General features: G+C 69.5%; 23 protein-coding genes. 15 read left to right on the plus strand and 8 right to left on the minus strand.

All coding sequences use genetic code 11. The features are described 5' to 3' along the window. Nucleotides 1-175 precede the first annotated feature (175 nt). The gene (locus ABZY89_RS20295; RefSeq protein ID WP_355230088.1) at nt 176-1,453 is read right to left on the minus strand and encodes a hypothetical protein; all 1,278 of its coding nucleotides are present in this window, start codon (nt 1,451-1,453) and stop codon (nt 176-178) included. A gap of 163 nt (nt 1,454-1,616) precedes the next feature. Here ABZY89_RS20295 and ABZY89_RS20300 point away from each other — a divergent pair, with 163 nt between their 5' ends. Next, nucleotides 1,617-2,276, plus strand: coding sequence for a hypothetical protein (locus ABZY89_RS20300; protein ID WP_355230089.1), 660 nt, complete (start codon nt 1,617-1,619; stop codon nt 2,274-2,276). A 5-nt stretch (nt 2,277-2,281) separates the two neighbouring features. Here ABZY89_RS20300 and cofC read toward each other — a convergent pair whose 3' ends face one another. Next, nucleotides 2,282-2,923 (minus strand): 2-phospho-L-lactate guanylyltransferase, encoded by a 642-nt coding sequence (gene cofC, locus ABZY89_RS20305; protein ID WP_355230090.1) that lies wholly within the window; start codon nt 2,921-2,923, stop codon nt 2,282-2,284. A gap of 61 nt (nt 2,924-2,984) precedes the next feature. On the opposite strand from cofC, the gene ABZY89_RS20310 reads away from it, so the two are divergent. Both ABZY89_RS20310 and ABZY89_RS20315 read left to right on the plus strand, forming a co-directional pair. Next, nucleotides 2,985-3,749 (plus strand): lysophospholipid acyltransferase family protein, encoded by a 765-nt coding sequence (locus ABZY89_RS20310; protein WP_355230092.1) that lies wholly within the window; start codon nt 2,985-2,987, stop codon nt 3,747-3,749. Then, nucleotides 3,746-4,750 carry an NAD(P)H-dependent glycerol-3-phosphate dehydrogenase gene (locus tag ABZY89_RS20315; RefSeq protein ID WP_355022151.1) on the plus strand — a complete coding sequence of 335 codons (1,005 nt, stop codon included), beginning with the start codon at nt 3,746-3,748 and terminating at the stop codon, nt 4,748-4,750. The genes ABZY89_RS20310 and ABZY89_RS20315 overlap by 4 nt, the downstream gene beginning before the upstream one ends. Nucleotides 4,751-4,850: 100 nt before the next feature. Here the strand turns inward: ABZY89_RS20315 and ABZY89_RS20320 are convergent, their stop codons facing one another. Beyond that, nucleotides 4,851-6,512, minus strand: a complete 1,662-nt coding sequence (locus tag ABZY89_RS20320; RefSeq protein ID WP_355230094.1) for a glycosyl hydrolase family 18 protein — start codon at nt 6,510-6,512, stop codon at nt 4,851-4,853. A 175-nt stretch (nt 6,513-6,687) separates the two neighbouring features. Here ABZY89_RS20320 and ggt point away from each other — a divergent pair, with 175 nt between their 5' ends. After that, nucleotides 6,688-8,514: a gamma-glutamyltransferase gene (ggt, locus tag ABZY89_RS20325; RefSeq protein WP_355230096.1), complete on the plus strand. Its 1,827-nt coding sequence runs from the start codon at nt 6,688-6,690 to the stop codon at nt 8,512-8,514. Here ggt and ABZY89_RS20330 read toward each other — a convergent pair. After that, complete coding sequence (locus ABZY89_RS20330) at nt 8,511-9,578, minus strand: PLP-dependent transferase (protein ID WP_355230097.1); 1,068 nt, start codon at nt 9,576-9,578, stop codon at nt 8,511-8,513. The two genes, ggt and ABZY89_RS20330, sit on opposite strands and share 4 nt — an antisense overlap. Before the next feature lie 87 nt (nt 9,579-9,665). Here ABZY89_RS20330 and ABZY89_RS20335 point away from each other — a divergent pair, with 87 nt between their 5' ends. The 4 genes from ABZY89_RS20335 (at nt 9,666) to ABZY89_RS20350 (ending at nt 14,347) form a co-directional block, all read left to right on the plus strand. Next, nucleotides 9,666-10,403, plus strand: coding sequence for an alpha/beta hydrolase (locus ABZY89_RS20335; RefSeq protein WP_355230099.1), 738 nt, complete (start codon nt 9,666-9,668; stop codon nt 10,401-10,403). Nucleotides 10,404-10,426: 23 nt separating this feature from the next. Next, a complete protein-coding gene (murF, locus tag ABZY89_RS20340; protein ID WP_355230101.1) occupies nt 10,427-11,917 on the plus strand; it encodes a UDP-N-acetylmuramoyl-tripeptide--D-alanyl-D-alanine ligase in 1,491 nt (496 codons plus the stop codon). Nucleotides 11,918-11,937: 20 nt separating this feature from the next. Beyond that, nucleotides 11,938-13,053 carry a hypothetical protein gene (locus ABZY89_RS20345; RefSeq protein WP_355230103.1) on the plus strand — a complete coding sequence of 372 codons (1,116 nt, stop codon included), beginning with the start codon at nt 11,938-11,940 and terminating at the stop codon, nt 13,051-13,053. 340 nt (nt 13,054-13,393) lie between these two features. Then, a complete protein-coding gene (locus ABZY89_RS20350) occupies nt 13,394-14,347 on the plus strand; it encodes a hypothetical protein (protein ID WP_355230105.1) in 954 nt (317 codons plus the stop codon). Between the two features lie 134 nt (nt 14,348-14,481). Here the strand turns inward: ABZY89_RS20350 and ABZY89_RS20355 are convergent, their stop codons facing one another. Both ABZY89_RS20355 and ABZY89_RS20360 read right to left on the minus strand, forming a co-directional pair. Continuing rightward, on the minus strand, nt 14,482-15,438 hold the full coding sequence (locus ABZY89_RS20355; RefSeq protein WP_355230107.1) for a D-alanine--D-alanine ligase: 957 nt from the start codon (nt 15,436-15,438) through the stop codon (nt 14,482-14,484). Nucleotides 15,439-15,477: 39 nt separating this feature from the next. Next, the gene (locus ABZY89_RS20360; RefSeq protein WP_091049571.1) at nt 15,478-15,714 is read right to left on the minus strand and encodes an Lrp/AsnC ligand binding domain-containing protein; all 237 of its coding nucleotides are present in this window, start codon (nt 15,712-15,714) and stop codon (nt 15,478-15,480) included. Nucleotides 15,715-15,947: 233 nt separating this feature from the next. Here ABZY89_RS20360 and ABZY89_RS20365 point away from each other — a divergent pair, with 233 nt between their 5' ends. Continuing rightward, nucleotides 15,948-16,904 carry a thiamine-phosphate kinase gene (locus ABZY89_RS20365; protein ID WP_355230109.1) on the plus strand — a complete coding sequence of 319 codons (957 nt, stop codon included), beginning with the start codon at nt 15,948-15,950 and terminating at the stop codon, nt 16,902-16,904. A 58-nt stretch (nt 16,905-16,962) separates the two neighbouring features. Here the strand turns inward: ABZY89_RS20365 and rpmB are convergent, their stop codons facing one another. Continuing rightward, nucleotides 16,963-17,148, minus strand: coding sequence for a 50S ribosomal protein L28 (gene rpmB / locus ABZY89_RS20370; RefSeq protein WP_141803692.1), 186 nt, complete (start codon nt 17,146-17,148; stop codon nt 16,963-16,965). Between the two features lie 125 nt (nt 17,149-17,273). Continuing rightward, on the minus strand, nt 17,274-18,302 hold the full coding sequence (locus tag ABZY89_RS20375; protein ID WP_355230111.1) for a methyltransferase domain-containing protein: 1,029 nt from the start codon (nt 18,300-18,302) through the stop codon (nt 17,274-17,276). A 237-nt stretch (nt 18,303-18,539) separates the two neighbouring features. Between ABZY89_RS20375 and ABZY89_RS20380 the strand changes: the two genes are divergently transcribed. The 6 genes from ABZY89_RS20380 (at nt 18,540) to ABZY89_RS20405 (ending at nt 26,185) form a co-directional block, all read left to right on the plus strand. Then, entirely contained in the window at nt 18,540-20,183 is a 1,644-nt protein-coding gene (locus ABZY89_RS20380) for a DAK2 domain-containing protein (protein ID WP_355230112.1), read from the plus strand. Between the two features lie 13 nt (nt 20,184-20,196). After that, entirely contained in the window at nt 20,197-22,461 is a 2,265-nt protein-coding gene (locus ABZY89_RS20385; protein ID WP_355230114.1) for an ATP-dependent DNA helicase RecG, read from the plus strand. Nucleotides 22,462-22,470: 9 nt separating this feature from the next. Beyond that, nucleotides 22,471-23,034 carry a 16S rRNA (guanine(966)-N(2))-methyltransferase RsmD gene (gene rsmD / locus ABZY89_RS20390; protein ID WP_355230115.1) on the plus strand — a complete coding sequence of 188 codons (564 nt, stop codon included), beginning with the start codon at nt 22,471-22,473 and terminating at the stop codon, nt 23,032-23,034. 34 nt (nt 23,035-23,068) lie between these two features. After that, the gene (gene coaD, locus ABZY89_RS20395; protein ID WP_350661889.1) at nt 23,069-23,560 is read left to right on the plus strand and encodes a pantetheine-phosphate adenylyltransferase; all 492 of its coding nucleotides are present in this window, start codon (nt 23,069-23,071) and stop codon (nt 23,558-23,560) included. Between the two features lie 105 nt (nt 23,561-23,665). Continuing rightward, complete coding sequence (locus ABZY89_RS20400) at nt 23,666-24,364, plus strand: class I SAM-dependent methyltransferase (protein ID WP_355230117.1); 699 nt, start codon at nt 23,666-23,668, stop codon at nt 24,362-24,364. A gap of 108 nt (nt 24,365-24,472) precedes the next feature. Further along, complete coding sequence (locus ABZY89_RS20405; RefSeq protein ID WP_355230118.1) at nt 24,473-26,185, plus strand: hypothetical protein; 1,713 nt, start codon at nt 24,473-24,475, stop codon at nt 26,183-26,185. The last annotated feature ends 159 nt before the right edge of the window (nt 26,186-26,344 follow it).

The raw sequence follows: 26,344 nt of genomic DNA on the forward strand, positions 1-26,344 counted from the left end.
GTCTTCGGCGTTGAGGATTCGCTGGCTGGTGTACCGGTCGGCTCCGGTGTGCCGGTAGACACTGGTGCCGTCCGAGCGCCGCATACCCGGAGGCAACTGCCATTTCGGCCGACGCAACTGACGTCTCGGCCGACGCAACTGACGCTTCGGCCGACGCGGGTGATGCCTCGGCTGGCTAGGGGAGGCGGATCTGGCGGCCGTCGGCAGCACGCTGGGAGCCGGTGATGCGGTCGCAGGAGCCGGTGTCGACCCAGCAGCGGAGGTACCAGGACTCGGCGGCGGTCGCGGTGTAGAGGACGACGCTGCGGTCGGACTCGAAGCCGGCGACGCGCACCTTCTCGACGGAGTCGGGTACGCGCAGGTCGATGTGCTCGGAGGTGCTCATGTTGACCGCGATGCCGCGCTCGGCGCCGTAGCTGATCATCCCGGGGTCGCTGGGGTTGCGGGCGATGGCGACGATCGAGCCGTCGGGGGAGTCGGCGACCGACCCGGGCAGCGGAGCGTGGACGCCGGGCTGGGTGAGGCTGCCGTCGGCCTCGATGGCGGCGAAGCGGGCCTCCCACTCGCTGGGGTTGTGGAGGAGTACGCCGCGGCGCAGCGGGATCAGCTGCTGGTACCCGAGCGGCAGCGAGATCCGCTGGGTGGCCTCGCCCGGATCCCAGGCGGTCACCGGCGGCCGGGAGACGGTGAGCTCGCCGTAGTTGCCGGGCACTGCCGGCGGGGCGGGCACGATGCCGGTGCGGAAGTAGGCCCGGGTGCGGTCGGTGCCGAGGACCGCGGTGGCCGCAGGCGTGCCCTCGAGCACGAGCCGGTCGGTCTCCTCGCCCGTCGTGGTGTCCACCGCGACGAGGGCGGAGACGGCGTCGTCGGTCTGCTGGAGCGCGAAGAGCTGGTTGCCGTCCTTGCTCAGGACCGGCTGGGTCCACAGGCCGGGGACCTGGATGGTCGACCCGCGCCGCGCGATCCACACCGGACCGGGCTTGTCGGCGCGCTCGTACATCAGCACCGTCCAGCCGGCCACGCTCATCTGCGAGCCGAAGACCTTCTGCGGCTTCGCGCCGAGCTGGAGGCGGCCGGCCTGGTCGACGAACGGCAGGGTCGTCGCGGGGCCGACGGGCAGATCGGCGTACGTCGCGGGGATGGCCGGCTCGCTGTTGCGGACCGTCGGGGCGGGTGGCGCCGGCGTCGGTACGTTGGCGCCGGTGCGGCCCTCGGCGAGCCGGGTCGTGTGGACGGCCAGCCAGGCCACGGAGGCGATCAGGGCGAGGATGATGCATGCCGAGAACAGGATCCCGGCGCGGCTGGGCCTCGCCGTGGTCTGCGGCTCCTCGAGCACCACGGTGGGCTGCTCCTCGTCGATGTGCACGTCGGTGATGGTCGTACCTTCCTCGTCCTGTCTCCCGAAGGCTGCGATGTCGAAGCGATGCTGCGGACGTGCCCCGAGTCTCTCCACGGTAACCACGTGGAGGCGTCGGAATCAGGAGCGATCAGGTGAACAATCCGTTTTCACATGCCGTCGGTATGTTCGGAAGGCCCGGAGATGGCCTAAGGTCGATCGCGTGGTGAGAAAACGAGTAGCTGATGCAGGCAAACAGGCCGGAAGAGTAGTCGGCGCGGTGCGGGAGACGGCCGGGAAGCTGGTCGCCGACGTGGTGTCCGGCAAGGTCAGGGTGCCGCGGCCAGGACGTAAGGCGCCGGCCAAGGCCGCTGAGCCGGTCGTGAAGCCGCCCGCCAAGCCGGTCGCTGAGGCCGTCGCCGAGCCGGTGAAGGCCGAGCCCGCCGTCGAGGCGGTTGCGGACCCGGTGACCGAGGCGGCCGAGAAGGCCGCGCCGGCGAAGAAGACCCCCGCCAAGAAGACCACGGCCAAGAAGAGCCCCGCGAAGAAGACGACGACCGCGGCGAAGAAGACCACGGCCACGAAGGCTCCGGCGGCGAAGAAGACCACCGCCAAGAAGACGACCGCGAAGAAGGCGCCCGCGGCGAAGAAGACCACGGCCGCTGCGGCTACCCCGGCGAAGGAGACCTCCGCCGCGTCCACCCCGGCGAAGACGACGGCCGCGAAGAAGACTGCTGCCAAGAAGACTGCTGCCAAGAAGACCGCAGCCAAGAAGACGACGGCCAAGAAGGCACCCGCGAAGTCGACTGCTGCGGCGAAGAAGACGACCGCGACAAAGACTGCGGAGAAGAAGACGACCGCGGCGAAGAAGGCTCCGGCGAGCGGGACCTCGACGACGAGCCCGGCCACCGGGAGCGAGACGCCGTCCAGCGACGCCTAGCAGTTCTAGCCGGGCGTCCCGACGCGGACCGACGCGAGAGTCGTACGCGGCCCGAGCCCCAGGCTGCGTACGGCCTCGAGGTCCTCGAGAGTGTCGACGTCGTGGCGCAGCGAGTGGAGGTCGCCCTCCAGCGGATGGGCGCCGCCGTCGCGATGGGCGGCGGCGGACCCGGGCCCGAACGCGGGCCGGAACCGGTCGTGGATCGCGGTGTAGAGGGTGGTGCCCCCACCCGCCGCGTCCTCGACGTACGCAGCCCCGAACCCGCTCGCGGCGCTCAGTGCCGCGTCGAGGTCGGCGGAGCGGAGTGCGGGCAGGTCGCCGCACAGGGCAGCGGGGCGAAGCCCCGGCCAGCGACGCCGGGCCTCGAGTGCTCCCTGTACGAGGGTCTCGTTGAGGTCTCCGCTGACCCCGTCGGGGATGACGGCGGCGCCGAGACGGGCGACGTCGGCGGCGAAGTAGGAGTCGTCGGTGATCACCAGCACGGCGCCGACGCCGGAGGCGGCCAGGCACGACTCGGCGGTGTCGAGAGCGAACGAGCGGGCGAGATCCGCCCGTTCGTGCGACTCGATTCCGACCAGCCGGGACTTGCCGCGCGCCGGAGGCTTGACGGGCAGCAGTACGACGTAACCGGGTGCAGGTACAGGCATCGAGGTAGATCCTGACAGGTATCTCACAACCACGCGGAGACGGCCCGGTAGCCTGCCCTGCGTGGGAAAGTACCGGAAGTTCCAGGAGGGCAAGCTCGGCTGGCCGTGGACCGTGGCTGTTGGCATCGTGAAGCCCGTCCTTCTCGCCACCACCAAGCACGAGTGGGTGGGCGGCGAGAAGATCCCGGAGAGCGGGGGAGCGGTGTTCGCGCTCAACCACGTCTCCGAGATCGACCCGTTCACCGCCGCGCACATCGTGTGGGACTACGGACGTAGGCCGAGCTATCTGGCCAAGGCCGCGCTGTTCAAGGGTCCGTTGGGCAAGTTCCTGCGGGCCGCCCGGCAGATCCCCGTGGACCGGACGGCAGGCGCGTCGGCGTTCGATGCGGCCGTGAAGGCGGTCAACGAGGGCAGCATCGTGGTCGTCTACGTCGAGGGCTCGATCACCAAGGACCCGACCGGCTGGCCGATGCGCGGCAAGTCCGGTGCGGCGCGGATCGCGCTCGCGACCGGCGCCCCGGTCTACCCGGTGGGACAGTGGGGAGCCCAGGAGCTGCTTCCGGCGTACTCTCTCAAGCCGCACCTGATCGGTCGCAAGATGATCCAGATGAAGATCGGTGACCCGGTCGACCTGAAGGATCTCGAGGTCCAGGAGCACACGCCGGCGGTCGTCAACCAGGCGACCGATCGGATCATGAAGGCGATCGTCGGCCTGGTGGCCGACATCCGGGAGGAGGAGCCGCCCAGCGAGCTCTTCGACCCGAAGAAGGCCGGTGTGAACGCGACCGGCGACCCCCGCAAGACGAAGAAGAAGGACAGCAATTGAGTGGCAAAGTAGCGGTCTTCGGAGCGGGCTCATGGGGCACCGCGTTCTCGGTCATCCTCGCCGACGCCGGCAACGACGTGACCATGTGGGCGCGGCGTGAGGAGGTCGCGGCGGCGATCAACGACACCCACGAGAACCCCGACTACCACCCGGGCACCGAGCTGCCGCACAACATCAGCGCCACCCACGACATCGAGAAGGCCGCGCACGGAGCCGATCTGGTCGTCCTCGCGGCGCCGTCGCAGACGCTGCGCGCCAACCTCACCGACTGGGCACCGTTCCTGCCCCAGGACGTACCGCTGGTCTCGCTGATGAAGGGTGTCGAGCTCGGCACCCTCGAGCGGATGAGCGAGGTGATCGCCCACGTCACCGGTGCGGGGCCGGAGCGGATCGCGGTCGTCAGCGGTCCCAACCTGTCCAAGGAGATCATTCGTCGCGAGCCCGCCGCCGGTGTGGTGGCGTGCGCCGACGAGGAGGTCGCCAAGACGATCCAGGCGCGCGTGCACTCGCCCGCGTTCCGCCCCTACACCTCGACCGACGTGGTCGGCTGCGAGATCGGCGGGGCCTACAAGAACGTGGTCGCGATCTCGACCGGCATGGCCGCCGGGATGGGGTTCGGCGACAACACCCAGGCGTCGCTGATCACCCGCGGTCTCGCCGAGACCGCGCGGCTGGCGATGCAGCTCGGCGCCAACCCGATGACCCTCATGGGGCTGGCCGGCCTCGGTGACCTGGCTGCGACCTGCTCCTCGCCGCTGTCCCGCAACCGTACGTTCGGGGAGAAGCTCGGCAAGGGCATGACCACCGCCGACATCCTCGCCTCCAGCCACCAGGTCGCCGAGGGCGCCAAGTCGTCGCACTCGCTGCGCGAGCTGGCGGCGAAGGTCGGGGTGGACGTGCCGCTGGCCCAGTACGTCGACGACGTCGTCTCCGGCGCCAAGACCGTCAGCGAGATCATGGATGAGATGCTCGAGCGGCCGACGAAGGCCGAGACCGAGTAGGTTCCTTCGTCACGGTATGCAGCCGAAGGCCCGCTTCCCGAGCGGAGTTCCGCACGGGAAGCGGGCCTTTCTCTGCGTACCTTGATGCAGGATCAGCGGGTCAGGCGGTGCCGAGGTCCTTCCACGGGCCCCACTCCTCGGTGCCAGGGGTGTTGCCCTGGGTCCACCACTTGGCCTCCCACAGGTGACCGCCGTAGGTGGCACGGTCACCGGCGACGTACACCGTCGTGGCCGACCATGCGGCCGCCCCGCCGGGCGGGTCGGTCGGTTCCTCGGTCGGCGGGTCCGTGGGCTCCTCGGTGGGCGGATCGGTCGGGTCCGGCTCCTCGACCGGGCCGCCGGTGCCGTTGCGCATGGCGTCGGCGAAGGTGCCGATCAGCTCGCCCTGGCGGTCACCGGAGAGCTCCCACCACATGCCTCCGCCGAGGCCCTTCGAGATGGCGTACGCCGCCTTCTGGGCGATCGTGCGCTTGTTGTCGTAGCTCCACCACTGGTTGCCGTCGTAGCGCCACCCGGCGCCGGTCGCGGCGTCGTAGTGGTCGGTGCCGCGGGACTTGAGCTTGTCGTAGTCCTCGTTGCCGGCCTCGTACGTCCCTGGTGCCGCGGCGGTCGCCGGGCCCCACGGGGCGGAGGAGGTCGCACCCTGCCAGCCACGGCCGTACGCCGCCATACCGAGCCCGAGCTGAGCCGGTGAGATGCCGGCGTCGAGGTACTCGCGGACCGACTCGTCCACGCTGAACCGCTTCCCGTCGGGGCGCGGGTCGGCGGGGTCGGCGTAGAGGTTGCCTTGGTGGCCGGTCAGCGTCGGGTCCCAGGCGCCCCACAGGTCGTAGCCCTGGATGTTGCCGAAGTCGAGGGAGTTGAAGATCGCCGGGTCGTTCCAGCCGCCCGCCTCGATGTCCTGCGGGTTGGCCGGGAGGAATGCGGAGAGCTGGTAGTCCTTGCCCGTGGTCGAGCCGAGGGCGTCCAGCTGGGAGCGGAACTCGGCCAACAGCGCCTTGAAGTTGGCGCGGTCGTTGACCGGGTCGACGTGGTTGCCGGTGTTGCCGTTGGGCGAGCCCGGCCACTCCCAGTCGATGTCGAAGCCGTCGAAGACGCCGGCGGCCGCTCCGGCGCCACCGCGGCCGTCGATGACCGGCAGGTTGCCCTTGATGTAGAGGTCGATGCAGGAGGAGACGAACTTGCGTCGCGACTCCGGCGTGGCCGCCGCGAGGGAGAAGTTCTTCGACCAGGTCCAGCCGCCCAGCGAGAGCAGGACCTTCAGGTCGGGGTGCTTCGCCTTGAGCTGCTTGAGCTGGTTGAAGGAGCCGGCCAGGGGCTGGTCCCAGGTGTCGGCCGTGCCGGAGACGGAGGCGTCGGCTGCGTACGACATCCCGTAGTCGGCGTAGGCGTCACCGGCGCCGTCGGAGCCGTTGGGCCCCTCCCCCTGGGCCTTGTTGGCCTCGAAGCAGGTCAGCGTCTGGTGGTGGATGTTGCCGAAAGCGTAGTTGAGGTGGGTGAGGTCGTCGGCGACCCCGGACGTCTCCAGCTGCTTGAGCTTGAAGGCTCGGCCGTAGACACCCCACTGCACGAAGTAGCCGACGTTGCGGTAGCCGTTGATCGCGGTCGGCTCCGCGGCGGCCGTCTTGAGCGATGCGCTGGACGGGGTGCTGGTGAGGACGAGCGTGCCGGTGAGGGCGAGCGCTCCGGCGAGTGCGCCGATGAGAAGGCCGGCTGTCCGGCGTGATCGTCGTGATCTTCGTGAGGGCAAGGCGACATGCATGGTGACACCTCCGAGGTGATGGCTGGCTCGGGCACCAGGCGCCCGAATCGCCATTCGATGGTGGCAGTCGGTTTGTTTGTAAGCAACCCTTACTAATTAAGGAATTTCAGAACGTAATTCGAGGTCGGCGCCGAAGTAGTACGTTCGATGAGCCGCCAATCTCTGGGAGATCGCCATGCTCGGACGCCGCTCTGCAGTTGTCGCCACACTGACCGGGGGCGCGCTCGCGCTGGCCACTCTGGTCCCGTACGCCGGGGCCACCGCCGCCCCGGAGGAGAGGCTGGCGCCACCACCGAAGGTGCCCACTGCGGTCGGCTACGGAGGCGCGGTGGCGAGCGTCGACGCCGACGCGAGCCGGGTCGGGCTCGAGGTGCTGCGCAAGGGCGGCAACGCGACCGACGCCGCGGTCGCGACGGCCGCGGCGCTCGGTGTGACCGAGCCCTACTCGGCCGGGATCGGCGGAGGCGGCTTCTTCGTGCACTACTCCGCGCGCACCGGCGAGGTCGAGACGATCGACGGTCGGGAGAAGGCTCCGGCCGCGATGCCGCGCGATGCGTTCATCGACCCCGAGACCGGGAAGGAGTATCCGTTCTTCCCCGACATGGTCACCAGCGGCGCCTCTGTCGGCGTGCCCGGCACCCCGCTGACCTGGGACAAGGCGCTGAGGAAGTGGGGCACCCGGTCGCTCGGCCAGTCGCTCGCGCCGGCCGCGCGGCTGGCTCGCCGGGGCTTCGTCGTCGACGAGACGTTCCGCCAGCAGACCGTCGACAACGCGGAACGTTTCGCAGCGATCGATTCCACTGCCGAACTATTTCTTCCCGGAGGATCCGCGCCCGAGGTCGGCAGCCGGTTCCGCAACCCCGACATCGCCGCGACCTACGACCTGCTCGCCCGCAAGGGCGTGAAGGCCTTCTACCGCGGCCCGCTGGCCGCGGAGATCGCCGCGACGGTGGCCGAGCCGCCGAAGAGCGACGACACCGACCTCCCGGTTCCGGCCGGCTGGGTGACCACCGAGGACCTCGCCGCCTACACCGCCCCCGACCGCGAGCCGACCCACTCGACCTACCGCGACCTGGACGTCTACGGGATGGCCCCGCCGTCCTCGGGCGGCACCTCGGTGGGCGAGGCGCTCAACATCCTGGAGCGCTACGAGCTGGCCGGGATGACCAACACCGAGGCCTACCACCATCTTCTCGAGGCGAGCGCGATCGCCTTCGCCGACCGGGGCGCCTACCTCGGCGACCCCGACCACGTCGACGTACCAGTCGAGGCGCTCCTCGACGACGCCTTCGCTGCCGAGCGGGCCTGCGGCATCGACCCCGCGGCGGCCCAGCCCAAGCCTGTGGCAGCCGGTGATGCGTACGACTTCGACGGGGTCTGCGACGGCGCGGGAGGCGCGGGCGAGACCGCGAAGGACACCGAGAACCTCGAGACCACCAACCTGACCGTGGTCGACCGCTGGGGCAACGTCGTCGAGTACACCCTGACCATCGAGCAGACCGGTGGATCCGGCATCACCGTGCCCGGCCGCGGCTTCATTCTCAACAACGAGCTGACCGACTTCTCGACGACCTACCGGGCCGACGACCCCAACCGGATCGAGCCCAACAAGCGCCCGCGCAGCTCGATGTCACCCACGATCGTCCTCTCCGACGGCCGGCCCGTGCTGGCGGTCGGTTCGCCCGGTGGCTCGACGATCATCACCACGGTGCTCCAGATCATCATCGAGCGGTACGCGCGCGACCGGACCCTTCCCGAGGCCATGGCGGCGCCGCGGGTCTCCCAGCGCAATGCCGCGAGCACCGGCGCCGAGCCGGCGTTCATCGAGGCGTACGGAGGGCCGCTGACATCGCTGGGGCACAGCTTCGCCCCGACCGCTGAGCTCGGTGCGGCCACCGCGATCGAGATCGGCCCCGACGGGCTGCTGACCTCGACCGCCGAGCCGTGGCGACGCGGTGGCGGGTCCGCGCTGGTGGTGAGCCCGGAGTCGCCGACCCACTAGCTCCCGATGCGGTCCAGCGCCTGGAGGAGGTCGGCCCAGAGGTCGTCGACGTCCTCGACCCCGACCGACAGCCGCACCAGCCCGTCGGGCACCGTCGCCGACTCGGTCTTCCAGCGGCGACGGCGCTCGAAGGTGGACTCGACGCCGCCGAGGGAGGTCGCATTGACCCACAGCGAGGTGGAGTGGGTGAGGAGGTCGGCCTGCTCCGCGGTGGGCAAGACGGCCGCGAGCATGCCGCCGAACCCGGGGTAGCGGACCTCAGCCACCGCCGGGTGCGCTGCCAGGCGCTCGGCGAGGGTCGCCGCGTTGGCGGAGGAGCGCTCGACGCGCAGGTGCAGCGTACGAATGCCGCGAAGCGCCAGCCACGCCTCGAACGGGCCGGGGATAGCGCCGAGCAGGTCGCGACGGGCCTTGAGTACGTCCCACAGCGTGTCGTCGGAGACGACGACCGCGCCCATGACGACGTCGGAGTGGCCGGCGATGAACTTCGTGGCCGAGTGGATGACGATGTCCGCGCCGAGCGCGAGCGGCTGCTGGAGCAGGGGAGTGGCGAAGGTGTTGTCGACCACGACCCGCGCCCCGGCCTTGTGGGCGGCGGCGATGACCGCCGGCAGGTCGGCGAGCTGCATCCCCGGGTTGGTCGGCGTCTCGACCCAGACCAGCGCGACCTCGCCGTCGAGCTTCTCGAGCAGCTTCACGACCGCGGCGGTGTCGGAGAAGTCCGCGAGGCGCGCCGTCAGCCGGCCGCGCCCCTCGAGGTCGGCCAGCTGGCCGATCGTCCCCAGATAGCTCTGCTCGGTCGCCACGACCACCGAGTCGTTGACCAGATCGAGCAGGGTCGCGATCGCCGCGAGCCCGGAGGCGAACGACAGCGCCCGCCCGCCCTCGAGCTGCCCGAGCGCCTCCTCGAACGCCACCCACGAGTCGTTGGTGTAGCGCCCGTACTCCTTGTCCCCGCCGGCCACATAGGTCGAGGCCATCGTGATCGGTACGTTGAGCGGCTGGTCGGGCTCGTGGGCCGGCCGCCCGGCGTGGACGGCGATCGTGGCGGGCTTGTGATCCATGACTTCGACCCTATTGCCCGCTCGGCAACCGGGCTCACGCGCCGCGCGGTTACGGGTCAGCGCATGGTCCCGGATAAGGTTGCGGCCGTGTTGACGACCCTGCTGGATGGACGTGCCTTCGGTGAGAAGCACGGCAAGGATGCTGCCACCGTCGTGGCCCTGCACGGCTGGGCGCGCAACCGCAGCGACTGGGGCTCGACGCTCGAGGGCCTGGACGCGCTCGCGCTCGACCAGCCCGGCTTCGGCGCGACCCCGGCGCCCGATGAGGCATGGGGTACGAGGGAGTACGCCGAGTGGCTCGCGAAGATCCTGCGGGATCTCGACCGTCCGGTTCTCGTTGGGCACTCCTTCGGTGGCCGTGTCGCGGTCCAACTCGCTGCCGCGCATCCCGAGCTCGTCCGTGGGGTCGTGCTCACTGGCGTACCTCTCTTCCGCCCCAAGGTGGGCGGGAAGCCCAAGCTTGCTTACCGGGCCGGTCGTTGGGCTTACTCCAAGAAGCTCATCCCGGAGTCAAAGATGGAGCAGCTGCGGGAGAAGTACGGATCATCGGACTACCGCAATGCGAAGGGCGTCATGCGCCAGGTGCTGGTGAAGGCCGTCAATGACGACTACACAGACCAACTGGCAGCCATCCCGAAGAACCTTCCGGTCCGCCTGATCTGGGGTGAGAACGACACCGCCGCACCGGTCTGGATGCCCGGTGAGGCCATGGAGATCCTGGGGGCCAACGCGACCCTGGAGATCGTCCCCGGGTCCGCGCACCTGCTCGACGCGGCCCTGGTCAAGAGCCTCCGAGGCACCATCGACGAACTTCGTACGAACTGAATCTGAGGGGCTGAAGAAGAAGCATGTGGATCGTCCTGGTCACCTCCGCGCTGACCCTGGTCTCGTACTACCGCTGGCTGCGGGTCGCTCAGCGTGAGCACTACGAGCCGACGCGGCTGTTCGCGATCGAGTGGATCTGGATCAAGGCACGCCCGGTCGAGGCGATCCTGCTCGGCGCGCTCGTCGTGGTCTGCCTGGCCTCGTTCGTGCTGCCCTACGGCGCGCTCGTCGGCGCGCTGCTGTTCATCGGCTGGCCGGTCGGGATGAGTTTCACCGGCGCCAAGCGGCTGGTGTGGACCGACCGCGTCAAGCGCCTGGCCGGTGTGCTCTTCGTGCTGCACGCGATCGTCACCGTCGTGATCGCGCTCGTCGTCCCGGCCGCTGCCGGCCTGCTCCCGATCCTCGCGGTCCCGCTGGCCGAGGCGGCGCTGGCGATCATGTGGCCGATCGAGAAGGCGATGGCGAAGAAGTGGCAGGTCCAGGCGGCCGCCACGATCAAGAAGGTCAACCCGCGGATCGTCGCGATCACCGGCTCCTACGGCAAGACGTCGACGAAGAACTACGCGACCCACCTCATGCAGGGCCGCTGGTCGACGCTGGCCTCGCCGGCGAGCTTCAACAACGCGATGGGCCTCTCCCGCGCGGTCAACGACCGCCTCCAGCCCGGCACCGACATCTTCGTCGCCGAGATGGGCACCTACGGCCCCGGCGAGATCGCCGAGCTGACCGAGATCTTCCCCCCCGAGGTCGCCGCGATCACCACGATCGGCGAGGCCCACCTGGAGCGGATGAAGTCGCGCGAGACGATCGTGAAGGCCAAGTCGGAGATCCTCCCGAAGGCCTCGACCGTGGTGCTCAACATCGACGTACCCGAGCTCGCCCTCATCGCCGAGAACCTCCGCGCCAGCAAGCGCGTCATCGCCTGCTCCGCCGTACCTGGCACCACCGCCGAGGTCGTGGTGGCCGACGGCGCGCTCCAGATCAACGGCGAGACGTACGCCGTCCAGCTGCCCGACGAGGTCGGGCACCCGATCAACGTGGCGATCGCCGTCGGCCTCGCCCTCGCGGTCGAGGTCCCGATCGAGACGATCACCCAGCGGCTGGCGTCTATCCCCGGCACGCCCCACCGCGCCGAGGCCAACAGGACGCCCGGCGGCGTCTGGGTCGTCGACGACACGTTCAACTCCAACCCCACCGGTGCCGCCGCGGCGCTCGCGAAGGCCAAGCGGCTGGCAGGGGAGTCGGGCACGGTGTGGACCATCACGCCCGGTATGGTCGAGCTGGGCACTGAGCAGGCCGCGCGCAACATCGAGTTCGCGCAGGCTGCCACGGCCTCCGACAAGATGCGGCTGTGCATCGTCGGTCGCACCAACCGAAAAGCGCTGCGTTCGGGGGAGCCAGCGCGAACCACTGCGTTCGAGAGCCGTAAGGCGGCAGCGGATCATGCTCTGACCGCGGCCAAGGAGGGCGACGTGGTGCTGTACGAGAACGACCTCCCCGACCACTACGCGTAGGACCCTCAGGAGCTTTCACCATGAGCGTAACCAAGGCCACCATCGTCTTCGGCGGTCCCAGCGCCGAGCACGACATCAGCATCCTCACCGGCCTTCAGGCCGAGCGGGTCCTCTCCGGTGCCGGCGTCGAGGTGACGTGTCTCTACTGGGCGCGCTCCGACAAGTGGTTCCTGGTGCCCGCCAAGCAGGAGGCGCGTGACTTCCTCGGCGGCGAGCCGAAGGGCTCCAAGGCCGTCGAGTTCCGCCTCGGTTCCGAGAAGGGCGACGGGTTCTACACCGTCGGCGGCTTCGGCGGCGGAAAGCGCCTCGAGACCGGCCCGATCCTCTCCGCCTTCCACGGCGGCGCGGGCGAGGCCGGCGGCATCCAGTGGCTCTTCGAGCTCGCCGGCCTCAAGGCGACCGGCGCGACCCCGGCCGCGGCCGCGCTCGGCATGGACAAGCTCGCCTTCGGCGCGGTCATGCTCAACGCCGGCCTCCCGTCGCTGCAGCGCGAGTTGCTCTCGCGCTACGCCGCCCCGTCCTTCGAGGGCCCCTACATCGTCAAGCCGCGCTTCGGCGGCTCCTCGATCGGCATCGAGGTCGTCGACGACTACGAGACCGGCCTGGCGCTCCTCAACACCTCCCCGCACCTGCGCGCGGGCGCGGTCGTCGAGCCGTACCGTCCCGACCTCTTCGACCTCAACGCCTCGGTGCGCACCGCGCCCGAGGTCGTGGTGAGCGACGTCGAGCGTCCGCTGCGCTCGGATGAGGCGAAGATGTACGACTACTCCGCCAAGTACGTCCACACCGACGGCCTCTCCTCCTCTCCGCGCGAGTTCCCCGCCCAGGTCGAGGAGTCGGTCACGAAGCAGATCAAGGACCTGGCCGTACGCGTCGTGGAGCTCACCGGCCTCACCGGCATCCTCCGCATCGACTTCCTCTCCGACGGCAAGGGCGAGGTCTACATCAACGAGGTCAACTCCATCCCCGGCGCCCTCTCGCTCTACCTGTGGCCCGACACCCCCGCCTCCGAGGTCCTCACCAGCGCCATCGCCGAGGCCGAGAAGCACATCCCTCAGGTGACCCGGAACTTCGAGGAGGGCGTCGCCCTCAAGGCCGCCGGTGGCATCGCCGGCAAGCTCACCGGCCTGAGCTGACCCCGAGTCGGCGCAAGCTGACCGAAAACCACGCCGAGTCGGCGCGTTCTAACGCGCCGACTCGGCGTGGTTTACGTCAGGACGAGCCGCTGAGGTTGTGGCGGGCGTGGGATACCCGGTCGACCGGGTATCCCTGGACATGACGGGCACTGAAACACCCGTCCAGTCCACGAAGTGCCCGTCGAGTCGATCCGACGGTCTCAATTTCTGAGCCAGCCCGAGCCGCGGTGACAGTGACTCGGGCCGGTTGGCGTCCACAGGTGCACTTGAGGTTCGAGTTATCCACAGAGAGGCCTCCGGGCCTCGAAGATTGTCCTAGGTCATGGCCAGGCTGAGCGGCATGAACCTAGATCCCGATGATGTACGTCTCATGCCAATCCGACTGCGGCGGGAGTTGCTCGCGTCGGGCTATGACGATGCCACGATCCTGCGATCCGTCCGGTCTGGCCAGTTTGCACGCGCCCGCCGCGGGGCGTACGTGAACGCCGCGCCGTTTGCCGCGCTCGATGAACGCTCTCAGCACGCGGTGCGCGCCCGAGCCGCGGCGAAGCAGGCGAAGACGGAGGTCGTGATCTCCCATACGTCCGCGATCGCCCTCTATCCCGAAGCGGTGCCTTCGTGGGGACTCGACCTTCGAAACCTGCATCTGACGAGACGAGACGGAAAGAGCGGGCGCAAGGAGGCCGGCGTCCAGCAGCATCGCGGACGCTTGGTCGAAGGGGATGTCGTACGCATTGGTGACGTCGACGTCACCTCACCGGTGAGGGCCCTACTAGAGGTCACCACCATGGCGCGGGTCGAGGTCGGTCTCGTCCTCACGAGCTGCCTCCTGCATCGCAAACCGGTCACGATGGAACAGCTTGTCCAGCGCTACGCCGGTGCGATGGATCATTGGCCTCAGACCTTGACCACTGACTTGGTCCTCCGGCTCGCCGATGGCCGGATCGAGTCCGTCGGCGAGGGGCGCGTGTTCCACCTTTGCTTCGCCCAAGCGTTGCCGATGCCTTGTCCGCAGTACGAGGTATCCGATGACTCGGGAAACATAGTCGCTCGACTCGACTTCGCGTGGCCGGAGTATGGGGTGTGGGTGGAGTTCGACGGCCGTATCAAGTATCAGGAGTTGTTACGCGAGGGTGAGTCGGTCACTGACGTGGTGCTCAGGGAGAAGCGCCGACAGGAGATGATCGAGGAACTCACAGGTTGGCGGTGTATCCGTTTGACCTGGGCCGATCTCGCCAGCCCTGAGCGGGTCGCCGCCAGGATCCGCGCTGCCTTTGCGCGCGCGGCGGCTTGATGACTGTTCTCGCGGTCCGGTTAGTGAGACGTACGGCAGGGCTTGACGGGCACTTCGTGGACTGGGTGGGTGTTTCAGTGCCCGTCATGTCCAGGGATACCCGGTCAACCGGGTATCCCTGGCGACCGGCGGGGTCAGCGGGAGAGGGCGCGCTTGAGGAGGGCGAGGGTGACCTCGCCCATCGAGGTGCCGTCGTGCTTGGCGGCGAAGGGGAAGACGCTGGTCTCGGTGGCGCCGGGAGTGATGGCGACCTCGAGGACGACGAAGCTGCCGTCGGGGGTGACCATGAAGTCGGTGCGGGAGATGTCACGCATGCCGAGCAGCTCGTGAGCGCGTACGGCGGTCTCGCCCAGCTCGGCGAGCAGCGCGTCGGGGAGGTCGGGGCGGCCGAAGCCGACGAACTCCGCGGTGTAGCGCGCCGCGAAGTCGAACTCGTGGCCCTTGCTGAAGTCGATGGCGATCGGGGTCAGCGGCTTGACGCCCTCGTCGGTCTCGTGGACGACCACGGAGACGTCGATGCCGGCGTAGAAGCGCTCGATGAGCGCCTCGTCGCAGTAGGCGTAGGTCTTGACCAGGGCCGCGGGGAGGGCGGAGAGGCCGTCGACGCCGGTGACGCCGAGCGCGGAGCCGCCGCGCGAGGGCTTGACCACGACCCGCTCACCCAGCCGCGAGATGACGTGCTCCATCAGCACCGGCGCGCCGACGTCGCGGAACGTCGTGGACGACAGCGAGACCGAGTCCGGCACGGGGATGCCCCCGCGGCGCAGAAGCTCGCGGGCAGCCGTCTTGTCGAACGCGACGCGGCAGGAGGTGGAGAGGGTGCCGACGTACGGGATCCCGATCAGCTCCAGGAGCGTCTGGATCTCGCCGTCCTCACCGAACTGGCCGTGCAGCGCCGGCAGCGCCACGACCGCCTTGTCACGCTCGAGGTTGTGCAGCAGCGCCCGGTCGAAGTCGTACGCAGCCACCTCCACGCCCAGCGCCGACAGCTCGCGCACGAGGTTGCGGCCAGAGGCCAGCGACACGTCGCGTTCGTGGCTGAGCCCGCCGGCGATGACGGCGACAGGTCCGGAAAGAGGAGGTGTGCTCATGGGTTCGTTCTAACAGACGGCCGGGAAGAGCCGTCAATCTCAGATGTGGACGACCGGGCAGGTCAGGGTGCGGGTGATGCCCTCGAGGCTCTGGACGCGGGCCACGACCAGCTTGCCGAGCTCGTCGACGTTGCGGGCCTCGGCGCGGACGATCACGTCGTACGGACCGGTGACGTCCTCAGCCAGGGTCACGCCCTGGATCTTGCCGATCTCGGTGGCGACCTCTGCGGCCTTGCCGACGTCGGTCTGGATGAGGATGTACGCCTGTACGACCATGGTGCTGCTCCTGTTCTCCGTGCCTTCCTTGGCACAACGTCAGGCAAGTAACCTATCGCGTTATCTATCGATCGACCTACACCGACCCTGGGGATAAGACGACCGGAGTGAGGCCGAGCGGCGAGCTTGCTCGTCCGCTCGCGCCGAACGAGGGAGTGACCGAGCGAAGCTCGGAGACACGGTGATGCGTGTCCCGGTATCTCCGCGCGCGGAGAGGAGGGTTGGATGGTGCCATGGCTTTTCCGAGGGACACGACGCTCGCCGACATCGGCGAGTTCGGGCTGATCACCGAGATGACCAAGCACTTCGCCCAGGGGGAGCAGGTGCTGGTCGGCCCCGGCGATGACGCCGCGCTGGTGCGGGTCAAGCAGGGCCATGTGGTGGTCTCGACCGACCTGCTCGTCGAAGGCCGCCACTTCCGGCGGGACTGGGCCGAGGCGTCCCACATCGGCCACCGGGCAGCGGGCCAGAACCTCGCCGACATCGCCGCGATGGGTGGCGTCGCACACTCGATGACCCTCGGGCTCGCCCTTCCCTCGGACCTTCCCGCCGAGTGGGCCGTCGACTTCGCGGAGGGGTTCGCCGCGGAGTGCGCGCTGGTCGGGGCCTCCGTCGTCGGCGGTGACGTCACCGGCGCCGACCAGATCGTCATCTCCGTGACCGCCATCGGCGCGGTCGCTCAAGCGCCGGTGCTGCGCTCGGGCGCGGAGCCCGGCGACGTACTCGCGCTGTGCGGCCGCCAGGGGTGGGCCGCGGCCGGCCTGGCGATCCTCAAGCGAGGGTTCCGGTCACCACGGGTGCTGGTCGACGCCTACCGCCGCCCACAACCGCCGTACGCAGCCGGCCCCGCCGCAGCGGCGGCCGGTGCCTCGGCGCTGATCGACGTCTCCGACGGGCTCCTGTCCGAGGCCAGGCACATCGCCGATGCCTCGGAGGTCTCCATCGACGTACACACCGCTGCGCTGACCGTCCCCGACGAGCTCAACGCGGTCGCCTCGGCGACCGGCGCCGACGCGCTCGCGTTCGTGCTGGGCGGGGGAGAGGACCACTCCCTGCTCGCCGCGTTCCCGCCTGACGTCGAGCTGCCACAGGGGTGGACTGTGATCGGGACGATCGGCGAGCCTGGTGGCGAACCGGTCACGGTCGACGGGAAGGTCTACGAGGGTTCGACGGGCTGGACGCACTTCTGAGAACGACGAAGGCCGCTGCCCGAGTGGGCAGCGGCCTTCGTGCGAGGAAGATCCCGGGTCAGCGAGCGACCTTGCCGGCCTTGATGCAGGTCGTGCAGACATTCATGCGCTTCGGGGTGCCGTTGATGACGGCGCGAACGCGCTGGATGTTGGGGTCGAAGCGGCGCCTGGTCGCCTTCTTGGACCACGGCCGGTTGTTGCCGAAGCCCGGCTTCTTGTCGCAGATGTCGCAGACGGCAGCCACCGTGAACTCCTGAGGTTGAATAGATGATCGAGGTCGATTGGATAGTGTCGGCGGGCGCGATGAACGGCTGCCCTGCCGAGACAACCGAACAAGCGTAGCCCGTCCGGCTGTGCGCGGCGAAATCGTCAGTCGTCCGAGCGGCGATCCCGCCACCTGTCCAGCGGCGCGGCCAGCGCGGTGGCCAGCTTCCACCGCTTCGACCCACGCAGATCGTCGATCTCGGCGCGCTGGCCGGCGAGCTGCTTGCGCTGCGACTCGAGCCGCCGCCGCTGGTCCGCGACGACCTCACGCAGCTTGGCGACCTCGTCGCGCAGCTCGAGGCCGTGCTCGACCCAGTCCGGGATGGCGGGCACCGCCGGGAGCTCGGGGGAGAGGCCGCGGCGCAGGACGACGTAGAACTCGATGTCGTTCTCGGGCACGGGCAGGAGGGACTCGACCGACCAGCCGGTCAGCCCCAGGCGGCGCAGCTCGGCGATGATCTCGGGGAACGAGCGGTCGGTGTAGGTCCACACATGGCAGTCGACGTACTCGCCCCGGCGGGCACGCTCGACCTGGGCCTTGGTGTAGCCGAGGTCGTGGATACAGGTCTCGGCCTCGCTCGGCCCGCGGTGGTGGAGGCGCTTGGCGTCGGTGTTGACCGCACTCCGGTGGTGATCGAAGACGGCGCGCACCGACGGGATCGTGTCGCCGGCCTCGTACGCCTGCAGGATCTGCCCCATCGTCGTGGGCGGGCGATGGGCGTCGAAGGTGTAGCGCCGGTCGGGGACGACCAGGACGAGAGCCCCGTCGGGAGCGACGACGGCCTCGACCTGCGCCAGCCATCCGACCAGGTCGGGGACGTGCTCGACGACGTGGCTGGCCAGTGCCCAGTCGAACGGGGCACCCTCCTTGGCCGCCTCCTCGAGCGTACGCATCCGGGTGCCGTCCCACATCGGATAGTCGATCTCGGGGATGGTGTCGTGATTCACCTGGGAATGCTCGGCGTACGACTCGTAGAGCCGGTCTCGGTCGTAGAGGTCCAGATAGGCGACCTCCGCGGCATCTCGGGGGACGAGCGGTTGGTGCAAGGGTCCGATCTCAAGGCCGCGCCCGGCCGAGAAGTCGAAGATTTCGTTGACGCGTTTCGCGCGTGGGGTCGGGGTCGGGATCGACATCCGTGAGTCCTTCGGCGTTGGGGACACGTCCACACTAGGGATGATCGTCACCGAGGTGGGGCGCAACTCGGCAGAAGGTGTTACTCGCTCGTGTCTTTGCTGCAGCCTCGGATTTGTTCACCCGTCGTTTACCCCGTGCCCAGGCACCGCCTAACCTTGGGGCCGCAATACCGGGAAGTGTGTCCGGAGTCACGGTGTCTGGGTGTATGCAGGGTGTCGAGGAGTAGGGAGGGCCGCGTGGCCGAGGTCAAGCTCGATCTGTTCCGCCGGTTCGGCGACCTGGCGACCGACGCGCTCGCGTCGCACCGCGAGGAGATCGACGCGCTCAACGTCTTCCCCGTGCCTGACAGCGACACCGGCACCAACCTCTACCTCACGATCGCAGCGGCCCGTGACCGGCTACGCGAGTTCACCGGCTCCGACTGGCGAGAGGGGCTGCGCGCCTTCTCACGCGGCGCGCTCCTGGACGCCCGCGGCAACTCGGGCGTGATCCTGGCCGAGATGATCGGCGCCCTGCTGCGCCGCCTGATCCAGGCCACCGAGGAGGAGCGGACCGCCACGGTCTTCGCCGACGCGCTGCGCAGCGCCGGCAACGCCGCGTACGCCGCGGTGGGGGAGCCCCAGGAGGGCACCATGCTCAGCGTGCTCCGGGCCGCCGCGGACGCGGCCGAGGCGTGCGTCGAGATCGATGAGACCGCACGCACCCGCGACGTGATGTCGGTCGCCGCCAGCGCGGCCCGCGCCGCTCTTGCCCGTACGCAGGAGCAGCTGCCCGCACTGGCCGCTGCCGGGGTGGTCGATGCCGGTGGCCGCGGGATCTGCGTGCTGCTCGACGCCTTCGAGACCGCCCTGACCGGTCGCCGTCCGAGCCCGCAGACGCCGATGGCGAACACCCCGCACATCCCGATCCCGATCCAGACAGGCATGGGCGCGGCCGACGGCCACGCGCTGGAGCCCGGCGGCCCGGCGTACGAGGTGATGTACCTGCTCGACGCCGAGGACGCCGCGATCGCCGACCTCCGCAAGCGGCTCCAGCCGCTGGGCGACTCGCTGGTCGTGGTCGGCGGCGAGGGCATCTGGAACGTGCACGTCCACGTCGACGACGTCGGCGCCGCGATCGAGGCGGGGATCAACGCCGGGCGGCCGCACCGGATCCATGTGACCCACTTCGCCGAGCAGATCGCCGGCCAGGCCCATCGCCACGCCACCCGTGGCGGCCGCGCGGTGATCGCGTTCGCGGCCGGGCCGGGTCTGGCCGAGCTCTTCCGCGGTGCCGGGGCGATCGTGATCGAGGGTGGCCCGCATCGGCGCCCGACGACCTCCGAGCTGCTCGAGGCGATCACCGCCTCCGGCGCCGACGAGGTGATCGTGCTCCCCAACGACTTCCCGACCCGGCAGTCGGCCGAGGCCGCGGCCCGCACGGCCGAGGACGACCTCGACATCAACGTCGCGGTGATCCCGACCCGCAGCCAGGTGCAGGGACTGGCGGCGATCGCGGTCCACGAGCCCGGCCGGAAGTTCGACAAGGACGTGCTCGAGATGACCGCCACCGCGCGACACGCGCGGCATGGCGCGGTCACCATCTCGAACACCCGAGCGATTACCATGGCGGGGCCGTGTATGCCGGGTGACGCGCTCGGGGTGCTCGACGGAGACTTCGTCAAGGTCGGCCAGGACCTGGAGACATGTGCGACCTACGTGCTCGCCCGGCTCATCGGTGGTGGCGGCGAGCTGGTGACGCTGGTCTCCGGCCTCGAGGACCCGACGGGCGAGCTCGCCGAGGCCGTCGCGGCGTGGCTGGCTGCCAACCACCCGGCCGTTGATGTGATGGTGTACGACGGAGGCCAGGAGCGCTACCCCCTCCTGATGTCGGTGGAGTAGAGGAGAAGAGACGGTGCCGATCACCCTCGAGTCGCCGATCGAGGCCGTGCTGGGTAACAGCAAGCACGCCACGAAGTTCACCAAGGGTCTCGGGCTGCGCACCGTCGGGGACCTGCTCTACCACTTCCCGCGGCGCTACCTGCGCACCGCCGACCTCAGCCAGACGCCGCAGCTGCACGAGGGCGAGATGCTCACGGTGCTCGGCGAGGTGGTCCGCAGCGTCGTACGGCAGCACACCGACCGCCGCACCGGCCGGCCCGCCTTCCGCGTCGAGACCCAGCTCAAGGCCGGCACCGCCGACCTGCAGCTCACCTTCTTCTCCAAGTCCCAGCGGATCGCCGAGTGGCGTCGCGGCGTGCTCGCCCCGGGTGTCCGCGGCGTCTTCGTCGGCAAGGCCGGATCGTTCCGCGGCGAGTGGCAGCTGGCCAACCCGCAGATGGTCGTCTTCGGTGACCCGTCCGACTCCGAGAACGCCGCCGAGGCGGCCGACAACCAGATGGCGGTCGAGGAGCTGACCGAGCTCTTCCCGATCTACCCCCTCACCGCCGGACTCCAGCACTGGGACGTGATGCGCGCGGTGCGGTTCGCCCGGCAGGTCGTCGAGGATGTCACCGATGTGCTCCCGGAGCAGCTCCGGGAGACGTACGCCGTTCCGGGGCTGCGCGACGCCCTGGACCTGATCCACGCGCCCCATGAGCCCAAGGACGTCCAGCGCGCCCTGCACCGCTTCCGGTTCGAGGAGGCGCTCGGGCTGCAGCTGGTCCTGGGACGCCGACGGCGGGCGCTCCAGGCGCTGGGCACGACCGCCCGCACCGGCGGCGTCCACCACCTGCTCGAGGCCTTCGACGAGCGGCTCCCGTTCACCCTGACCAAGGGACAGGATGAGATCGGCGAGGAGCTCGAGGCGGCGCTGGCCCAGCCCCACCCGATGAACCGCCTGCTCCAGGGCGAGGTCGGCTCCGGCAAGACGCTGGTCGCGTTGCGCGCGATGCTGAGGGTGGTCGACTCCGGGGGCCAGGCCGCGCTGCTGGCGCCGACCGAGGTGCTCGCCCAGCAGCACTACCGGTCGATCACCGCGATGCTCGGCGATCTGGCCGCCAGCGGCTTGGCCGGCGGGCTCTTCGCCGGTGACCAGGAGCAGACCCATGTCGAGCTGCTGACCGGCTCGATGACCAAGACCCAGCGCAAGGGGCCGCTGAGCCGGATCGCCACCGGCGAGGCCGGGATCGTCGTCGGCACCCACGCCCTGCTCCAGGACCAGGTGATGTTCGACGATCTCGGCCTGGTCGTCGTCGACGAGCAGCACCGCTTCGGCGTCGAGCAGCGGGCCGCCCTCACCGACAAGGCCGGCACCCCGCCGCACCTGCTGGTGATGACCGCGACGCCGATCCCGCGCACGGTCGCGATGACCGTCTTCGGCGACCTCGAGGTCTCCACGCTCACCGAGCTCCCGGCCGGACGTGCCGAGATCCAGACCAACCTGGTCTCGCTCGTGGACCATCCCGCGTGGATCGCCCGGGTGTGGGAACGCGTCAAGGAAGAGGTCGAGAACGGCCACCAGGTCTACGTCGTCGCCCCCCGGATCAGCGGCGACGAGTCCGAGCAGGGGGAGAGCGACCAGCGCGACTTCGACGCCGACGGCAACGAGGTCAAGGCCGCCCCGGCCCAGCTCTCCGCCGTCGACGAGGTCACCGAGGAGCTGACCACCGGTCCGTTGCAGGGGCTGAGCGTCGCCAAGCTCCACGGCAAGCTTCCCGCCGAGGAGAAGGAGCGCACCATGAGCGCCTTCGCCGCCGGCGACATCGATGTGCTGATCGCCACCACCGTGATCGAGGTCGGCGTGGACGTACCCAACGCCACCACCATGGTCATCCTCGACGCCGACCGCTTCGGGGTCTCCCAGCTCCACCAGCTCCGTGGCCGGGTCGGCCGTGGCGGGCTGCACGGGCTGTGCCTGCTGGTCTCCCACGCCGAGGCCGGCACGCCGGCCAGGACCCGCCTCGACGCGGTCGCCCAGACCACCGACGGGTTCGCGCTGTCCCGGGTCGACCTCGACCAGCGCCGCGAGGGAGACGTGCTCGGCGCCTCCCAGTCGGGGCGGCGATCGAGCCTGGAGAGCCTGCGTGTGCTCCGTGACGAGGAGACCATCCTGGAGGCGCGCGAGGCGGCCGAGGCGCTGCTCGAGGCCGACCCGGAGCTCGCGACCGCACCGCTCCTGGCCGAGCGGGTCACCGAGATCGAGGAGTCCGCTTCCGCCGACTACTTGGAAAAGTCCTAAGGTATCCCAATGACTCGGATCATCGGTGGCGTCGCAGGAGGGCGACGCCTACTCGCTCCCAAGGGGGTGCGGACCCGTCCCACCACCGATCGGGTCCGCGAGGCGCTCTTCTCGGCGATCGAGTCCTCCTACGGCTCTCTGGCCGGACTGCGCTTCCTCGACCTCTACGCCGGCACCGGCGCGGTCGGGCTGGAGGCATGGTCCCGCGGCGCCGGGGTCGTGACCCTGGTCGAGTCGGACCGGCGTACGGCCGGGGTGATCCGGTCCAATGCGAAGGAGCTCGGCTTCCCGCGGGCCCACGTGGTCGCGGCCACGGTGGCGAGCACCCTGGTGACGCCGCCGCCGGCTCCCTACGACCTGGTCTTCCTCGACCCGCCCTACCCGCTCTCCGACGACGCGGTCTCCGAGGACATCGCGCTGCTGGTCAAGCACGGCTGGCTGGTTCCGGGCGCTCTGGTCGTCGTCGAGCGGTCCGCACGCAGCCCCGAGCCGGTCTGGCCCGACGGGTTCACCGACCAGAAGTCGAAGAAGTACGGCGAGACCACGCTCTGGTACGGCCACGCACCGGACTGACCGGCTGGACTGATCGAATGGGAGAAGAAAACAAATGACGCGTCGCGCGGTGTGCCCGGGTTCGTTCGACCCGCCCACGTTCGGCCACCTCGACATCTTCACGCGCGCCTCGGCGATGTTCGACGAGGTCGTCGTCGCCGTCGGGGTCAACCCGTCGAAGTCGAAGCGCCTGTTCACGGCCGAGGAGCGGATGGAGATGATCACCGAGGTGACCGCTCCGCTGGGCAACGTACGGGTCCAGGGGTTCACCGGCCTGGTCACCGACTTCTGCGTCGAGATAGACGCCCAGGCGATCGTGAAGGGGCTGCGCGGGGCGCCCGACCTGGAGTACGAGGCGCCGATGGCGCAGATGAACGCCCACATGACCGGCGTCGAGACCGTCTTCCTGCTCAACGACCCGCGCTGGGCGGCGGTCTCCTCCTCGCTGATCAAGGAGATGGCCCATTTCGGTGGGGATGTGTCGGCTTTCCTGCCGCCGGATGTTCTTGCGCGACTCACCAAGCGTTTGGCAGAACGTTCCGAGTAAGGGGGAGCGTTCGCCGGTATCGTTCCCTGGGTAGTCCTTCCTAGGGCTCCCCGACAATCCTTTCCCTGGAGATCAATGTCCACCTCAGGTCGTTCCCCGCTTTCCTTGGCCAAGCAGTCTTATGCCGCTTCCCTCAAGGCCGTCGGTCGCGGGCTGACGAAGACGGGACTCGCGAAGGAGACCGCGCCGCCGGTCGAGCAGCGCTGGCGTCACTGGGCCCACTCGCTGACCAAGGTCTACGACTCCCTGGCGATGGCGAAGCTCGACGTGCCGTGGTGGACCTACGACGCGATCGCCGCGGTCGACGCCTGGCTGAGCGAGCGTGAGCGCCCGATCCGGATCTATGAGTACGGCTCCGGCGCCTCCACCATCTGGCTCTCCCGTCGCGCCGACGAGATCCACTCCGTCGAGCACCACAAGGGCTTCGGCGAGATGATGCAGGCCGAGCTCGCCGGCGAGGAGAAGATCTCGCTGCGGGTCATCGAGCCGGTCGCCAGCGACAACCCCGTCGTCCCCTCCCAGAAGGAGGGCCACGCGGGCCTCGACTTCGAGGCGTACGTCAACTCCATCGACGACGTCGACGGCGAGTTCGACCTCGTGGTGATCGACGGGCGTGCCCGTGAGGCGTGCCTGGAGAAGGCCAAGGACCGGCTCGCTCCCGGCGGGATCATCGTCTTCGACAACAGCCGCCGCAAGCGCTACGTCGAGGCCATCGCCGCCTCGGGGATGAAGGAGACCATCCACGCCGGTCTCACCCCGACCCTGCCCTACCCCGAGCGCACCTCGGTCCTGACGAAGGGCTGATCTCGTACGTTTCGTGAGCGGCGGCGTGGATTATCCACGCCGCCGCTCACGCGCTCTAAGGTCTGGCGCATGGCATCACCGGGGGAGCAAGACGAACCAGTCGGAGCTGTGCGTTGGGCGACGTTCGCCGGGGTCTGCGTCGCTGCGCTGGTCTGGGCGGCCTACTCGGTCGGCGCCCAGAACGGCTCGTTCCTGACCCAGGACTTCGGCGCGCAGTACCACCTGGCCGAGATCACCGCCCACGGCGCGATCCCGCTGGTCGACTTCGAGCACGGCTGGAACGCCGGCTCGTTCTGGGTCAACGCGGCGCTCTACGCGATCGCGAGCGGCAGCCCGACGATCTGGTACTTCCTCTGGGGCCGCCTGCTCGGCGCCGGCCTCGGCGCGATCCTCGCCGCCGCCATCGGCGTCCGTCTGCGGCTGCACCCGGCCGTGATGATCGCGCTCGCGCTCGGGGTGTTCCTGCTGGCCACCCCGCTGCACATCAAGTACACGATCTGCCTGCTGTGGGTCTTCGTCCTGCTGCCGACCGGTTGGCTCGAGTCACGCCCACGCCTCGCCGCGGCCGCGCGGGTGCTCCTCCCGGCCCTCGTCTTCTGGCAGTACGTCGAGCTGGCAGTGCTCCTCACCGGCGCCTCGGGGCTCTTCGAGCTGTTCGCGCGGCGCTCGGCGCCTTGGCGCACCCGGATCCTCAACTGCGTCCAGCTGGCCGGTGGATTCGTGCTCGGGCTGGTCGTCGAGGCGATGGCGTACAAGCTCGTGTGGGGGCTCTCCTTCGCCGACTTCAACCGACAGGTGATCCTCGGGCAGACCGAGACGCACCAGGGTTCGCAGTACGCCGTGTGGAACTTCTTCGACCTGCCGACCGAGTCGGGGCGCTTCTTCATCTTGGCGCTCTACCCGTTCGCGCTGCTGATCCCGTTCGTGCCGCTGGTGTGGCAGCGGATCTCGGACTCCACCCGGCTGATCGCGCTGGCCGGGCTGGTCCTCGTAGTCGTCCCGATCCGCCGCGTCGACAACCCCCACACCACCACCGTCTCCGCCCTCGTCCTCCTCGCCGTCGTCCTGGCGGTGGCCGAGCTCTACGAGCGCCGCGCCTCGCTGGTTGAGCCGACGGAGCCGCTAGGCGGAGGCGTGTCGAAACCAACACGGTCGGCTTTCGCGCTACTTCTGGCCGCAGCAGGCGCCGCCTGGGCGGCCGCCACCCTCTGGATCGGCTTCGGCCTGCAGAGCATGCTCGGCGCGGTCCTCCTCGTGGCCCTGGCGATCGCTGGGGCGGTCCTCGGAGGAGCGTTCCTCCGAGGAGCCACCGCAGCGGTCTCCGCCGGCGCGCTGGTCGTGCTGGGCGGCGTACCCGCTCTTGCCGCCGTCGACCACCTCGACGACATGCGCCGCGACGCGAAGTCCTTCGCGGTGAGCGACTCGATCGCCCGCTGGGCAGGCCCGGAGTACGAACGCTGCAGCGGCGGCGCCCGCGAGGCACTCGTGATGCCCAACTATCTCGAGCTCTATGACGCGCTGGAGATCACCAACCCGACGCCCTACTACCTGTTCCACTACGACTTCGCGCAGTACGAGGACGTGCTGGTGCCTCAGCTCGAGGACGGGTCGATCCCGGTCATCATCGAGACGATGCCGCTGCACACGCCGCAGCCGTGGCTCACCGACGCCATCCGCGCCAACTACGTCCCGTGCTCGGTCGTCAGGATCGAGAAGCAGGCCACCGCCGTCACGATCTGGACCCACAAGTCCCGCGGCGAGATCGCCCAGCGCGATCTCATCATCCGCCAGGGCAAGGCGATTCCGACTCCGGAAGGCTAACTACAGTTGACGTTATCGAATTCGATAACGTTCCGGTGGTACGCTATTTGCGTGCAGCCGCAGATTCCCGACCGCGACACCCAGGAAGTCATCGATGCTCTGAGGCGGTCGATCGAGCTCAGCGGGCTCTCGCAGGCTGCCTTCGCACGTGCGGTCGGG

This window comes from Nocardioides sp. NPDC006303, assembly GCF_040613175.1.
In the GTDB taxonomy this organism is placed as follows: domain Bacteria; phylum Actinomycetota; class Actinomycetes; order Propionibacteriales; family Nocardioidaceae; genus Nocardioides.